A 15,044-nucleotide genomic window follows, 5' to 3' on the forward strand; every position below is an offset into this window, starting at 1 on the left:
AACCCCTGAAATAACAGGTCTTTATAAAAACCTGCGATGCATAACGGGAAGCGTAAACCAATCCGGTTATCCGGATATAAATAAGATCGTTTTTGATAACTTATTTAATAACTGCAAAGTAAAACTATTTTAGTTCTTGGATATTTCCGTAATTTTACCAAAATTTTAAGTTTAGTCGTGGGAAGTAAAAATAAATTAAAAAGATTTAAGGAGAACGAGACATTTGGGAACGTATTTCAGCCAACTCGGGAAGAGGTGGTATCGGATACTTTTCCGTTTAAAGGCAAATGGAAACAGGAGGTTTTTAAAAATGATAACCCGTTGGTGTTGGAATTGGGATGTGGAAAAGGGGAATACTCCGTTGGATTGGCTACGCGTTACCCTGATAAAAATTTTATCGGGATTGATATAAAAGGGGCACGATTTTGGCGGGGAGCAAAAACAGCTGTAGAAAACGGTTTGTCGAATGTAGCCTTTATACGAACGCAGATTGAATTGCTGGAATATGTATTCGCAGAATCAGAAGTAGACGAAATCTGGATTACATTCCCGGATCCGCAAATCAAATACAAGCGTACAAAGCACCGTATGACGAACTCGGAATTCTTACAACGCTATAAAAAAATCCTGAAAAAAGACGGGATCATGAACCTGAAAACCGATAGCGAATTTATGCACGGTTATACGTTGGGATTATTACATGGCGAAGGCCACGAAGTGTTGTATGCCAATCATAATGTTTACAAAAACGAAGGAGCGCCGGAAGTGGTAACTGCCATTCAGACGTTTTACGAACAACAATATTTAGAACAAAATAAAGCGATAACTTATATCCAATTCAAAATAAAATAGATGAATTATTTCATGCCCCTCATACTTGGTTTTACAGTGGCTTCGATTGGGATCACACCACCCGGTCTGCTCAATATGACGGCTGCAAAACTAAGTGTGCGGGATGGCAGAAATAAAGCCCTGATGTTTGCATTGGGCGCTACGTTTACCGTACTTTTTCAAACCTATCTGGCGGTATTGTTTGCAAAATTTATCGATCGTAATCCGGAAATCATCAACCTGTTACAGGAAGTTGGTCTTGTGATTTTTGTATTGTTAACACTCTATTTTTTTACGATTGCCAACAAACCGAAGAAACCCAAGGAAGAGCTTAAAATGAAAAGCAAAACCAGTCGTTTCTTTTTGGGAATGCTACTGTCGGCACTCAATCTTTTTCCGATTCCGTATTATGTCTTTATCAGCGTATGGCTATCGCGAAACGGATATTTCTTTTTTAACCAATCCTATATTTCCCTGTTTGTATTGGGAGCCGTTATCGGATCGTTTCTGGTGTTTTACCTTTATATCCTGTTTTTTAAGAAAAAAGAAGGCGAAAAACCGTCCTTTCTAATTACCAATATCAATTATATTATCGGATCCATAACCGGACTGGTTTCTGTCGTCACCTTAATTAAGTTGATCAATAATTATTTGGGATAATGAAAGCCGAAAATGAAAATTTCTTCGAACGGGTGTACGAAGTGGCACGTCAAATTCCGTACGGAAGAGTGACTTCCTATGGTGCGATTGCCAAAACCCTGGGCGCGGCGCGTTCGGCACGTATGGTCGGCTGGGCGATGAATGCAGCACACGGAAAAGACGATGTTCCGGCACATCGTGTGGTAAATCGCGTGGGAATGCTCACCGGTAAACACCATTTCGACGGAACCAATCTGATGCAACAACTACTCGAAAGCGAAGGTGTTAAAGTGAAAAACAATCAGGTGGTGCACTTCGAAAAACTATTCTGGCAACCGGAAATACAATTGTAATACTACGAATTTTCTCCTTCAATCAGACTAATAACAAACGTTGTATGCGCGCTGTCGCGTTGGTAATTGAGATAACCGCCATGGGCTTCGATGATGTTTTTGGATAATGTCAAACCAATACCGGCACCTTCTTTCCGCGTGGTAAAAAACGGAAGGAAAATTTTATCCTGAATCTCTTTTTCAATTCCGGAACCACTATCGGAAATCACAATAAACAAACGGTTATTCGCCACCGATGCGGATAGTTCAATTACTTTCGAATCCGTCGAATCTCCGGTTAGCGCATACATACTATTGGTAAGCAGGTTTAGGATAACCTGTTCCAATTGGTTACGGTCGACATAAAGCCAACGGTCAAAATCAATGTTATTATGGACGCTAATCCCAAGGGATTTAAACAACGGCATCATGGTGTCGATACAAGATTGTACGAGCGATTGTAAAGCGGTTTTTTCCTTTTGAGGTGAGGGTAACATCGCCAGTTTCCGGTAATTGTCGACAAAGAATTGAAGATGATCACTTCGGTTGATGATCGTCGAAAGACTTAACCGAATATCGTCCAGATCTTCGGAACTTAAATCGTCCTGATCCACAATTTCCTGTAAATTCTGCGATAGCGAACGAATCGGTGTCAGCGAGTTTAATAATTCATGCGAAATCACCTTCATCAGATTGATCCAGGCTTCTTTCTCTTTTTTCTCGATTACCTTCTGAATGGAATCCAGAAAAATAATATAATATTCGGTATTGTAACTCTTACTTAAAGACGCCTGTAAGCGGAACGTCTGAAACTCCGCATCGGCATTTGCACGAATTTGCACGGATGTTTTCACTTCCTGAAAGTCAAATTGCTCGATAGCCGAACAAAACGATGGAATCTGCTTTTTCAGATAATGCCATTTGGAAACCTTTGGTACCGTAAACTGGTTTGAAAAATAATCGTTCATCAAAAAAATACCCCATTCCGATTCCTTTTTTTCAAGGATTAAAACACCGCTGTCGATATTGTTTAAAATGGTTCGGTACACAAGTTCCTTGGACGTTTGCTCGTTTCCCCGTTCTTTTAGCGTTTCGTAAAGCTGGTACAATTTGCTGTAATTTCCGGTTTTATACGCATCGGAATAACTGGCCGAATAATCCTGCTGTAAAATAGCGGTGATGGTTTTATCGTAAAATAAAAAAGCATTTCGGATAAAATAATACATTTCCAGTAGTACTAAGACCCCGAAAAAAACAAAACCAAATAACGTATAGTAAAGCTGTTTCTGAAACAGCAAAATACAACTTCCGAGAAGTACCAGCAATAGCAGTAACCGGATAAAAAAAGCATTGTATATTTTCCAGGATTGTGTCATAAGCGGCGGATTTAATCGTTGGTTGCAATCCCGAATTTTTCGATTCGGCGGTATAAAGCCGCTCGGGAAAGTCCCAATTCTTCGGCTGTTTTGCTAATGTTATACTGATGTTTGTGTAACGTTTTTTCGATGGTTCGTTTTTCAAGATCCGACAATTGCAGGTCTTCTGCTACCTCATCCGGTTCGGAAATGGACGTCAGATCCAGATCGGAAGCGGTGATAGTCGCCTCTTCACAAAGGATTACAGCCCTTTCGATCCGGTTTTCCATCTCGCGGATATTACCGTTCCAACGATGTTTTTCCATGTTTTCCAGTGCTTTCTCCTGAAATTGTAACCCATCCCGACCATATTTTGCGGCCAATTGTCCCAATAAAAAGTGCGCAAGCGGAATAATATCCTCGTTTCGTTCGCGCAATGACGGCAATGGAATCGTCATGGTATTGATCCGATAGAATAAATCTTCCCGGAAGTTTTTTGCCGCTACTTCCTGTTTCAGGTCGAGGTTGGTCGCCGTGATGATACGCACATTTAAAGGTCGGCTTTTGGCTTCACCCAATCGGGTAACGGTTTTATTCTGGATCACTTGTAATAACTTGGATTGCAAATGCAACGGAACATTCCCGATTTCGTCCAGAAAAATCGTTCCGCCTTGTGCGGCTTCAAAACGTCCGGCAGTATCGGATTTGGCATCGGTAAAAGCACCTTTCGCATAACCGAACAATTCACTTTCGAAGATGTTTTCGTTTAGAGAACCGAGGTCAACCGCGATAAACGGTTGGTCTTTCCGGCCCGAATGCCGGTGAATATAATCGGCGAAAACATATTTTCCGGTTCCATTTTCACCAAGGATAAGTACATTGGCATCCGTTTTGGCGACTTTGTCTGCAATAGCATAGGCCTGTTTGATTTTGGGAGCATTACCCATAAAAACCGATTGACCGACTTGAAGTTGTGGGGGATTCTTTTTCTGGTCTTTCCGACTTTGGGCTACGGCATTGTTGATCACCGTAAGTAATTTATCGTTGTCCCACGGTTTCATCACATAATCGAAAGCACCGGATTTAAGTCCCTCGACAGCCGTTTCCACTTTTCCAAAAGCGGTCATCAGAACGACTACCGTGTTCGGAGCAAGCAATTTTATTTCCTTTAACCAATGAATACCTTCGCGTCCGTCTTCAAAACCGATACGGTAATTCATATCCAGAAGTACCACATCAATAGGATTATCGGCAAGTAATTGGACTAATTTTTTTGGAGAATTGGCGGTATGAATGGTTTCAAAATGTTTTTTTAACAGCAGTTTTGCGGCCAAAAGAATATCATCCTGATCGTCGATAATTAAAATCTGTGCTTGTTTTTTTTTCATGGTTGTTCGGTTTCGGACAAAAAAGTGTCCGATATTGAACACTTCAAAATTAGGGCGAATTATAAAACAATTGATAATCAGTAGGTTCTTGATTTTTAAAACAATGGCACGAAATTGTCTTTGTGTATGGTATCAAAAAATCAAAAAATGGATACTGTTATCACTCGTAAAAATAGAAAAAATAGCTATCGTATAGGGATAGTGCTGCTTTTTTTGACCGTTAGCTATTTTGCCTATTCCATGATCACAAAAGAAAAAAGTCTGAATATAAAGCGGGATGAAGTTAGCATCAAAACCGTGAGTAAAGCCTACTTTGAAGATTTTATTATGTTTCAGGCGAAAGCCGAACCGTTAAACTCTATTTTAATCAACATCATTGAAGGCGGTTCGGTTCAGGAAATTTTTGTGGAAAATGGAGGTCATGTCGAAAAAGGACAGGCATTGGCCAAATTATTTAACCCAAATACGGAATTAAGCTACCTGACACAGGAGACGTCGATGATCGAACAAATCAATAACCTTAACAAAGCGCGACTGGATATCCGAAATCAGGAATTAAACCTGGCAAAAGACCTGATCGCCATCGAACACGATTACAATACGGCCAAACAATTATACGATCTTAACGAACGACTGTTTAAAAAAGGAATCATCGCCAAAAACGAATGGGAAACCACACGGGAAGGCTTCCGTTACCAACAGGAGCGCAAAAATATTATCCAGCAAAGTATTCAAAAAGAAAAACAAACCAACCAAGTCCAGATTCAGCAAATCAATCGTTCGATTGCGACAATGGAAAAAAGCCTTGACATTTTGCGAGGGAATAAAAAGAACTTCTTGATTACGGCACCCTTATCCGGACGACTTTCTTCGTTCGAGCCGATTTTAGGTAAAAACTATCAGGCCGGAGAAAGCATTGGGAAAATTGATGTGATGCAAGGGTATAAACTGGTTGCAAAAGTCGACGAATTTTACCTGGAGCGCGTATCGGTTGGACAAAAAGGAACGATCGAATACAAAGGGAAACAGTTCCCGGTACATATTGCCAAAGTAATCCCGGAAGTTAAAGAAGGTAAATTTCAGGTCGAGCTGAATTTTGAAAACGCCAAAGAGCTGGATTTAAAACAGGGCTTAAGCTTTGGCGTTAAATTAACCCTTTCCGAAAGTGTGAAAACGCTGGTATTGCCCAAAGGAAGTTTTAATCAGGAAACCTCCGGAAACTGGATCTTTGTAGTCAATGGTGATAAAGCCATCCGACGTACGATCAAGCTGGGACGTGAAAATCCGCTGTATTTTGAAGTGCTGGAAGGATTAAAAGATGGTGAAAACGTAATCACCTCTTCCTATCAGGATTATAAAGAAGTGGCGGTTTTACAATTTGACAAGTAAAATAATGGAATTAATAATAACTTTAACCGAACCATTTTTAAGTCGGATAAACAAAAGAACAAAATATAAAAACCCGGAAACGGGAAATCGAAAAAATCAATCAATCTAAAAAACGAACAGTTATGATCAGCATTCAAAATCTTTCTAAAGTTTTCCGGACGGAAGAAGTGGAAACAGCCGCATTAAATCAGATTGCGCTGCAAATTAACGAAGGGGATTTTATCTCCGTAATGGGACCTTCGGGTTGCGGGAAATCAACCCTGCTTAATATTATCGGACTTTTGGATGGTATCACCAGTGGGAGCTATAAGCTGTTAGGTCAGGAAATCAACGGACTAAAGGAAAATGAAAAAGCGAAGTTGCGCAAACAGCAAATCGGGTTTATTTTCCAGAACTTTAACCTGATCGACGAGTTGTCGGTATATGACAATATCGAATTGCCGCTTATTTACAATAATGTGGGTAGTGCGGAACGCAAAAAACGAGTGGAAGCCATTGCCGAACGTCTTTCGCTTTCCCATCGCCTAAAACATTATCCGCAACAACTTTCGGGCGGACAACAGCAACGGGTAGCCGTAGCGCGGGCTTTGATCACCAATCCAAAAATCATTTTGGCCGATGAGCCAACCGGAAATCTGGACAGCCGTAACGGAAATGAAGTAATGGAATTGCTAACCGATTTACACGCGAATGGTGCGACGATCATGATGGTAACCCACTCCGATTACGATGCATCCTTTTCACAACGTACCATTCATATGAAAGATGGCGTGATTCTCAGCGAAAAACAAAACGCCCGAAATGTAGATGTTTTGGTCGATGCCAAAGAAAATTAAAAACAACCACAACTTTAAAAAAGAAAAACCATGATACGAATTGTAATTGCCATAACCATAAGTCTTATCGGATTTGTATGCCAGGCACAGGTAAGCGAAAATAGAACCGTAGCCGATTTTACAACCATAGAAGGCCATACCGGAGTTGAAATACGCTATACGCAAAGTAAAACAACCGGAGTAAAAGTAACCTCCGATACGGCCGATAAAGTGCAACAGATCACGACCGAAGTAGAGAAAGGGGTCTTGAAAATAAAGATAAAATCCAACAAAGGAACCAATAATTTCGAAATGGCACGGGTTGACGTTTCCGGTCCGAATGTTGCCAATTTTAAATTGGCTTCCGGTGCCAAAATGACCTTCGAAAATGAAGTGGAAACAGCGAATGTGCAAATCACCCTTACGTCGGGAACGCGTCTGGATGGAAACATCAAATCAAAAAACGTACAATTGGACATCAATTCCGGATCGGCTTTTAAAGGTGCTATTCAGACAACGACGCTAAAGGCATCCTTAGCAAGTGCCGGAAAAGCAACGATAACGGGAAAAGCAAGCGAATTAAAAGTGGTAGCAAAATCGGCATCGGTTTTTAAAGCCGGTGATCTGGACGTAAAATATGCTATCGTTGAAGCGGCAAATGCCTCGAAAGTAACGGTACATGTAACCGAAAAACTGGATGCATCCGCCAGTTCGGTAGCTGCTATTGAATATTCCGGCAAACCGAAAGCGCTTACGACAGACAAAAATTCATTAGGAACCATTACAGCTAAATAACAATGATACAAAACTGGTTAAAAGTGTTTGTGTATCATTTTAAGCAACACAAACTGTTTTCAATACTCAATATATTGGGATTAAGCATCGGGATTTCCGGATTAATCTTTGCCATTTTGTATTGGAATGAAGAGCACGCGTATAACGAATGGAACCCGGAAAAAGACAAGGTTTATGAAGTGATTAATGATGTGGCCGATGCCGGTAAATGGGCGTGGAATGTAGCGCCAACCGGTCCGATGCTGGAGGCATCATCCAAAAATATCGAAAGTTACTGTTATTATACAGCCTGGTATTCGGAAGAAATTCTGAACTACAATGGAAAAAAAGAAATGATCAAGAAAATTGGCGCTGCCGAAAGTAATTTCTTCTCGTATTTCCCTTTTGAATTTATAGCCGGAAACGCGAAAACAGCCATACAGGATCAAAATAGTATCGCATTGTCGGAAGACGTTGCCAAGTTGTTTTTTAAAGATGAAAATCCGATAGGGAAACAAATGATCTACGATGGCAAACCGTATGCGGTACGAGGCGTATACCGTATTCCGGGTAAGTCGTCGATGGCACCCGACGTGATGTTGTATTTAAAAATGGATAAAAACAGCGAAAGTTGGGGTGATTTTAATTACGGATTAATGTTAAAAATTAAGAGTCCGGACAAAGTAGACGCGGTCTGTAAAGAAATTGAAAAAATTTACTACGAACATCGCATCCGGAAAAACGCTGCCGAAATGGGAATTACGGAACAGGAGTTTATTAAAAAATACGGAGTTATCAAGGTTTCCATGACGCCATTGTCAAAAGCACGACTTAGTGACTTAACCAGCGGTTTGGTAGAAGGAAAAGGGAATTACCAGTTTTTGATGATCATGATGGGGCTTTCAATTCTGATTCTGGTACTTTCTATTGTGAATTATATCAATCTGGCCACGGCAAATGCGATTAAAAGAGCGAAAGAAATCGGTATCCGAAAAATTATCGGAGCGACTAAAAAACAAATCGTATGGCAGTTTGTTTTCGAAACTATATTAGTGGTTTTCGGGGCCTTGATTTTGTCGATGATGATCGTGGAGCTTGCTCTGCCGTTTTATAATTCGTTCTTAGAAAAAGACCTCCAAATGATCGGAAGTCAGTTCTATTTGCAATTGTTGTTGATTGTGGTCGTGGTTATCGCATTGGCGGGTATCTTTCCGGCAATATATGTGTCGAATTTTGAAACCTTAAAAGTACTGAAAGGTAATTTCGGACGAAGTAAAAACGGAATATGGCTTCGAAACGGAATGTTGATCCTTCAGTTTGCCATTGCGACATTTTTTATTATCGGATCGTATATCGTATACCAACAGGTACGCTATATGAGTAGTAAGGAATTGGGCTATAAAGGCGACCAGATTGTAACGATTCCGTATCGTGCAAAAAGAGACGGAACCGATTACGAACGCTACAAAACATTTCAACAGGAATTGCAAAAAATAAAAGGCGTTAAGGGAGTAGGAGCCGGAACCTTTAATTTTTCAGGCAGAGGTGCTACGTCTTCAACAGGCTTTACACATAACGACAACAACATTCAGGCACAAAATATGGGAATCGACTTTGATTTACTGAATATGTTGAATATAAAACTGCTTCAGGGGCGAATGCTTTCACCGGAGTTGGCTTCCGATACCGTTAGTACAATGTTGATCAATAAAGTAACATGGGATAAGATGGGTGAAAAAGATCCGATTGGAAAAGAAATCGAATGGAACGGCCAAAAATTAAAAGTGGTTGGAATAGTCGACAATTTCCATTTGTATGGATTACAGCGGGAAATACCGCCAATGGTTTTCTTTCACATTAAAACGGTTCCGTGGATGCAAACCAATATCAATAAAATATATGTAAAAGTCGATGCACAAAACATGGATCAGACGATTGCCGGTTTGGAGAAATTCTGGACGCAGAAAGTCGACACCGAATATCCGTTTAAATACGATTTTGTAGATAAAGAATACGCCCGGACCTATGAAACCTATATAAAACAACGCAATTTATTTTCGCTGCTCAATATTGTAGTGATCACTATAGCATTGTTCGGATTGTTTGCGTTGGCATCGTATTCGATCGAAAGACGTATAAAAGAAATCGCGATCCGAAGAACATTGGGTGCCGAAACCGGAATGCTACTTAAAAACCTGTCGACACAATACATCATTTTTTGTATTATCGGTTTTATTCTGGCAGCGATGCCGGCGTATTACCTGCTTAATAAATGGCTGGAAGACTTTGCTTTCCGGATTTCGATAACCACCTTGCCGTTTATTATTGGTTTTGTGGTCTTATTATCGCTCACATTGCTTATCGTGCTTTCGAAAGCCTATCAGGCAACAAGGATCGATATTCTGAAATACCTGAAATACGAATAATCCACTTTGATTTTTACTACCTTTTGCTGCAATCGGACATGTTTCGGTTGCAGCTTTTTTTTGAAGTAACAGCGGAAAAACTCAGATTGACTACCCGAAAATTGAATTTTAAAATGGATTTTCGAAATTAAATCGGAAATTCTTTAAAAAATAAGCAGCTGGAAACCGGTTTGAATTCCCGTTATTGTCCCGGATTAGGGGTTTTGAAACCGGAAGTGTAAAGCGAAGCTATTGCGCAATAAACAAATACAATTCTTTATCTTTATTTTAAGAACTTTTCATCTTATCTTTGTAACATAAAGTCAGTCTTAATAAACGACTTAAAGCGAATAAAATAATGAAATTAGACAGGAAAGAAATTCTTAAAGCATTGGAAGCGATTTCCATAGCGGGAGAAGGTAAAAATATGGTAGAAAGCGGTGCGGTACAAAACGTAATCACTTTCGGAGATGAAGTAGTAGTGGATTTATTATTGCACACCCCGGCGTTGCATATCAAAAAACGCGCTGAGGTGGACATTATGAAAGTGATCCATGAAAAAATATACGATAAGGCAAAAGTAAAAGTCAATATAAAAGTTGAAGCTCCGGAAAAACCGGAAATCAAAGGTAAATCGATTCCAGGAATCAGCAATATTATCGCTGTTTCATCTGGAAAAGGTGGCGTTGGAAAATCGACTATTACGGCAAATCTGGCGGTAACGCTGGCGAATATGGGCTTTAAGGTTGGTGTTTTGGATGCGGATATTTACGGACCTTCCATGCCGATTATGTTTGATGTGGAAAAAGCACGTCCGATTTCGGTTGAGGTGGACGGAAAATCCAAAATGAAACCCATCCAGAGTTACGGTGTGGAAATCTTATCTATCGGTTTCTTTACCAGTCCGGATCAGGCGGTAATCTGGAGAGGTCCAATGGCTTCGAAAGCTTTAAATCAGATGATTTTTGATGCCGATTGGGGCGAACTGGATTTTATGTTACTGGATTTACCACCGGGAACAGGAGATATTCACCTGTCGATCATGCAATCGCTTCCAATTACCGGAGCGGTGGTGGTAAGTACGCCTCAGGCAGTGGCTTTGGCCGATGCTAAAAAAGGAGTATCGATGTTCCAGGCCGAAAGCATCAATGTACCGGTTTTGGGAATCATTGAAAACATGGCCTATTTTACACCGGATGAATTACCGGACAATAAATATTATATCTTCGGAAAAGAAGGTGCGAAAAATCTTGCAGAAGACTTACAGGTACCCTTCTTAGGAGAAGTGCCAATTGTACAAAGCATTCGCGAAGCAGGCGATTACGGTCGTCCGGCCGCTTTGCAAACGGCATCGCCAATCGAAAAAGCATTTGAAGAACTGGCGCGTTCCGTAGTACAGGAAGTAGTAAGCAGAAATGAAAGTCTGCCGCCTACAGAAGCAATAAAAATTACCACGATGGCTGGATGTTCAGCTGTAAAAAAGAAATAAAATGACAACAGAAGAAATCAAACTAAACGTTGAAAGAGCACTGGAAGAAATTCGTCCGTTCTTAAATTCGGATGGTGGCGATATTACGCTTATCGAAATTGAAGACGATAAGCATGTAAAAGTTCGCCTTGAAGGTGCCTGCACAGCTTGTAGCGTAAACCAAATGACGTTACGCGCTGGTGTGGAAACTACGATCAAAAAATATGTGCCGCAGATCGAAACTGTGGTTAACGTAGCATAAATTCAGGATACAGTACCCGGCTTTTGAGATACAGAAGCCGGGACTTTTTTTGTCTTCAGGATATTTCCTGACAGGCAGTATAATGCCTTCCATCGTTAGATTTCTTGATATTTGTCATAGAACAAGAAAATAATTCGAGGGACATTTGTGTCCTTAATTAATCCATTACGTAATGATTGAAACAGATATACTAATTATTGGTGCAGGTCCCACAGGACTTTTTGCCGTTTTCGAAGCCGGACTTTTAAAATTAAAATGCCATATTATCGATGGTCTTCCGCAACCGGGAGGACAATTAACCGAGTTATATCCTAAAAAACCTATTTTCGATATTCCGGGATTTCCGTCGGTATTGGCAGGTGATTTGGTCGATAATCTTATGGAACAGATCAAACAGTTCCAACCGGGATTTACGCTAAATGAAAAAGCGGAAACTATAGAAAAACTGGAAGACGGAACGTTTATTGTAACCACCGATAAGGGTACGCAACACCACGCAAAAGCAGTCGCTATTGCCGGTGGATTGGGAAGTTTTGAACCGAGAAAACCAATCCTGAAAGATTTGGAGTTTTACGAGCAGGAAGATAAGGGTGTAGAGTATTTTGTAAAAGATCCGGAAAAATTCCGCAATAAAAAAGTAGTAATTTCCGGAGGAGGAGATTCGGCTTTGGACTGGAGTATCTTTTTATCGAATGTAGCCTCGGAAGTAACGCTGGTACACCGTCGAAACGAATTCCGTGGTGCTTTGGACTCGGTTGAAAAAGTTCAGGAATTGAAAAAAGCAGGTAAAATTCGTTTGATCACACCAGCTGAAGTTGTTGGTTTTAAAGGATCCGAACGTATTGAATCGGTAGATATCGAAATCAATGGCGCACGTATGAATGTAGAAACCGATTATTTTATCCCGTTATTCGGATTAACACCAAAATTGGGCGCTATTGCCAATTGGGGACTTGAGATCGAGAAAAATGCGATTAAAGTAAACAATGCGCTGGATTATCAGACCAATATCGAAGGAATTTATGCCATTGGCGATATCAATACCTATCCGGGTAAATTAAAACTGATTTTATGTGGTTTCCACGAAGCCACTTTAATGTGTCAGAGTGTTTATAACAAACTGAATCCGGGTAAAAAATACGTATTAAAATATACCACCGTAAGTGGTGTCGACGGTTTTGACGGTACCCGTAAGGAAGCCGAAAAAGCGGTTGTAAAATCAATTGAATAGCCATGTCTCAGGATGTAACGATAATCATTACAGACCGTGAAGGAGCGGTTCATGAGGTGCAGGCGCCTACAGATATGAATATGAATATCATGGAGCTGGTACGTGCCTACGAACTGGCGCCGGAAGGAACCATCGGTATTTGCGGCGGAATGGCCATGTGTGCATCCTGCCAGTGTTATATACTCAACGATGTGGGCCTACCGGAAATGAACGATGATGAAGAGGCGATGTTATCGGAAGCTTTTAATGTAAAAGATAACAGTAGGCTTGGATGTCAGATTCACATCACGGAAGCAATAAACGGACTAGAACTGGAGTTGGCTCCGGAATAATAAAAAAGCGAAGATTTTTCTTCGCTTTTTTTGTAACATTTTGAGAAGTCTGCCGTATAATTACTACACGCGATAAATTTCCCGAATGGGGTATAATTAATGACACAAACTTCGTATTCTCCCGGATTACATCAACTTCTAACACTTTCTGTTTCGGATAGCCGTAAGCTTATCACAGCAGAAGATTTTATTATTTTTACCGAAACGATACTGGAAAAATACCAACTCGAAAAAGTAGGTATAGTAACACACACTTTTGACAATAGTAGTTTTACGATTGCTGTCTGTTTAAAAGAGTCGCATATCTGTATTCATACCTGGCCGGAATACAACCAACTCACCATGGATATTTATTTGTGTAATTATCTTCAGGACAATTCGGCAAAAGTGAAAAACATGGCAAATGATTATATCGCCTATTTTCAGGCGGATGTTATTAAAAATTTTGAAATTAACAGATAAGGAATGAGAATTACGTGCTATCAGTGTGATACCCCTACAGATATTGAAGTGCCGTTTCCGGTGAAACAATTTGTCTGTTCCAATTGTTTCAGTATTTATAAAGCAACCGAAACCGGTGACTTTACGTTTAAAGATAAATACAAATACGACAAACAGATCGGTGGTCTTACACTGGGACTAAAAGGGACACTGGAAGAAGAAGAGTATACTGTTACGGGCGTTGTTGTTAAAGAATATATGAATTACTATTGGACAGAGTATGTTCTGGCCTCAACGACAGGGAAGTTTTTATATTTATCGGAAGTAAGTGGACACTGGATTTTGTTACGAGAAATTCCGGATGATTTTGCAAAAGGGCATCCCAAAATAATCGATTATAATGACAAGGTTTTTAAGCTGTATGATATTGCAAGACCGAGAATAGCAGCAGCGGCCGGTTTTTTTGATATTGATTTGCCAACAGGACTGATAACGATGGCTGAACTTATCGCACCACCGTATATGATCTCTTTTGAAAAGTTAGAAAAAGAAGAACGGACGGTTTTTTTAGGTGAACATATTTCAAAGAATCAGATAAAACGTATTTTTAAGCCTACGAAAGAATTGCCTAACCGGATTGGTATCGGATTGGTGCAACCCTATTTTTTTAATGTCCGACAACTGGCTTTGATATTGTGTTCGGTAACCTTGTTGATTCTGTTAACGCATTTGTATGTGTATCACGATAAGCAGGAAGAAGTAGTTTTTAGCAATGATATTTCTTTTAGCGAATACAATGACAAAGAGTATATTTCCCCGGCGTTTACACTTAATGGCGGCGCATCGCCACTAACCATTTCCGTACATTCCGGAGTGGATAATTCGTGGGCCAATGCACAGGTCGCTTTGGTAAATGAAGACACAAACGAAGAGATATATGCGAATAAAGATGTCGAATATTATCACGGTTATTCGGAAGGCGAAAGCTGGACCGAAGGCGATCAATCGGACGGCTTCAGTATCTGCGGTATAGGTGCCGGAAAATACCACCTGGCGATAACTGTTGTAAAAGCTCCGGAAGACCTGAATAATACCGGTATGAAAGTAACGGCAACCTGGAATAAAGCCTCCTATTGGAATATTTGGATGCTGGTTATTATTATGGCTGTGATTGTATTAATTGCCTACTTTGGAGAGCTGTATAACGAAATAAAACGATGGGACGATAGTCCGTATACTCCTTATGAATAATAGCGATGACAATGAAAAATAATATGCAAACCTATATAAAGCAAAATAAATGGCCACTGTTATTAGGGCTAGTCATTTATTTGGTGTATTTGCAATTTGTAATCGGAGGAAACCGGATCTGCGATTGTGCC

Annotated in this window: 15 protein-coding genes; 13 read left to right on the forward strand and 2 right to left on the reverse strand. The window is 40.2% G+C overall.

What is annotated here, in order from left to right; all coding sequences use genetic code 11:
* Positions 1 to 177: 177 nt before the first annotated feature.
* The 3 genes from trmB to AAFN64_RS01710 are packed head-to-tail and all read left to right on the forward strand — an operon-like array spanning position 178 to position 1,823.
* Positions 178 to 852 carry a tRNA (guanosine(46)-N7)-methyltransferase TrmB gene (gene trmB / locus AAFN64_RS01700; RefSeq protein WP_300490633.1) on the forward strand — a complete coding sequence of 225 codons (675 nt, stop codon included), beginning with the start codon at positions 178 to 180 and terminating at the stop codon, positions 850 to 852.
* A gap of 12 nt (positions 853 to 864) precedes the next feature.
* Positions 865 to 1,491, forward strand: coding sequence for a LysE family transporter (locus tag AAFN64_RS01705; RefSeq protein ID WP_300490630.1), 627 nt, complete (start codon positions 865 to 867; stop codon positions 1,489 to 1,491).
* The gene (locus AAFN64_RS01710; RefSeq protein WP_300490627.1) at positions 1,491 to 1,823 is read left to right on the forward strand and encodes an MGMT family protein; all 333 of its coding nucleotides are present in this window, start codon (positions 1,491 to 1,493) and stop codon (positions 1,821 to 1,823) included. The genes AAFN64_RS01705 and AAFN64_RS01710 overlap by 1 nt, the downstream gene beginning before the upstream one ends.
* A 2-nt stretch (positions 1,824 to 1,825) precedes the next feature.
* On the opposite strand, the gene AAFN64_RS01715 is transcribed toward AAFN64_RS01710, so the two are convergent.
* Entirely contained in the window at positions 1,826 to 3,178 is a 1,353-nt protein-coding gene (locus AAFN64_RS01715) for a HAMP domain-containing sensor histidine kinase (protein WP_347759079.1), read from the reverse strand.
* An 11-nt stretch (positions 3,179 to 3,189) separates the two neighbouring features.
* The gene (locus AAFN64_RS01720; RefSeq protein WP_347759080.1) at positions 3,190 to 4,545 is read right to left on the reverse strand and encodes a sigma-54 dependent transcriptional regulator; all 1,356 of its coding nucleotides are present in this window, start codon (positions 4,543 to 4,545) and stop codon (positions 3,190 to 3,192) included.
* A 147-nt stretch (positions 4,546 to 4,692) separates the two neighbouring features.
* On the opposite strand from AAFN64_RS01720, the gene AAFN64_RS01725 reads away from it, so the two are divergent.
* From AAFN64_RS01725 to AAFN64_RS01770, 10 genes are all read left to right on the forward strand, one after another.
* Positions 4,693 to 5,934 carry an efflux RND transporter periplasmic adaptor subunit gene (locus AAFN64_RS01725; RefSeq protein ID WP_347759081.1) on the forward strand — a complete coding sequence of 414 codons (1,242 nt, stop codon included), beginning with the start codon at positions 4,693 to 4,695 and terminating at the stop codon, positions 5,932 to 5,934.
* Positions 5,935 to 6,056: 122 nt separating this feature from the next.
* Positions 6,057 to 6,770, forward strand: coding sequence for an ABC transporter ATP-binding protein (locus tag AAFN64_RS01730; protein ID WP_136403996.1), 714 nt, complete (start codon positions 6,057 to 6,059; stop codon positions 6,768 to 6,770).
* A 30-nt stretch (positions 6,771 to 6,800) separates the two neighbouring features.
* Positions 6,801 to 7,544: a head GIN domain-containing protein gene (locus tag AAFN64_RS01735; RefSeq protein ID WP_347759082.1), complete on the forward strand. Its 744-nt coding sequence runs from the start codon at positions 6,801 to 6,803 to the stop codon at positions 7,542 to 7,544.
* A gap of 2 nt (positions 7,545 to 7,546) precedes the next feature.
* The gene (locus AAFN64_RS01740; RefSeq protein ID WP_347759083.1) at positions 7,547 to 9,949 is read left to right on the forward strand and encodes an ABC transporter permease; all 2,403 of its coding nucleotides are present in this window, start codon (positions 7,547 to 7,549) and stop codon (positions 9,947 to 9,949) included.
* 337 nt (positions 9,950 to 10,286) lie between these two features.
* Positions 10,287 to 11,417, forward strand: a complete 1,131-nt coding sequence (locus AAFN64_RS01745) for an Mrp/NBP35 family ATP-binding protein (protein WP_300490609.1) — start codon at positions 10,287 to 10,289, stop codon at positions 11,415 to 11,417.
* Position 11,418: 1 nt separating this feature from the next.
* A complete protein-coding gene (locus AAFN64_RS01750) occupies positions 11,419 to 11,658 on the forward strand; it encodes a NifU family protein (protein WP_256551594.1) in 240 nt (79 codons plus the stop codon).
* Between the two features lie 172 nt (positions 11,659 to 11,830).
* Positions 11,831 to 12,889 (forward strand): NAD(P)/FAD-dependent oxidoreductase, encoded by a 1,059-nt coding sequence (locus tag AAFN64_RS01755; protein ID WP_300490601.1) that lies wholly within the window; start codon positions 11,831 to 11,833, stop codon positions 12,887 to 12,889.
* Between the two features lie 2 nt (positions 12,890 to 12,891).
* Complete coding sequence (locus AAFN64_RS01760; protein WP_300490598.1) at positions 12,892 to 13,221, forward strand: 2Fe-2S iron-sulfur cluster-binding protein; 330 nt, start codon at positions 12,892 to 12,894, stop codon at positions 13,219 to 13,221.
* 99 nt (positions 13,222 to 13,320) lie between these two features.
* On the forward strand, positions 13,321 to 13,683 hold the full coding sequence (locus AAFN64_RS01765) for an S-adenosylmethionine decarboxylase (protein ID WP_347759084.1): 363 nt from the start codon (positions 13,321 to 13,323) through the stop codon (positions 13,681 to 13,683).
* A 3-nt stretch (positions 13,684 to 13,686) separates the two neighbouring features.
* Positions 13,687 to 14,913, forward strand: a complete 1,227-nt coding sequence (locus AAFN64_RS01770; protein ID WP_347759085.1) for a DUF4178 domain-containing protein — start codon at positions 13,687 to 13,689, stop codon at positions 14,911 to 14,913.
* Positions 14,914 to 15,044 lie beyond the last annotated feature (131 nt).

The sequence above is a fragment of the Flavobacterium sp. CAU 1735 genome (genome assembly GCF_039888695.1).
Taxonomy (GTDB): Bacteria; Bacteroidota; Bacteroidia; order Flavobacteriales; family Flavobacteriaceae; genus Flavobacterium.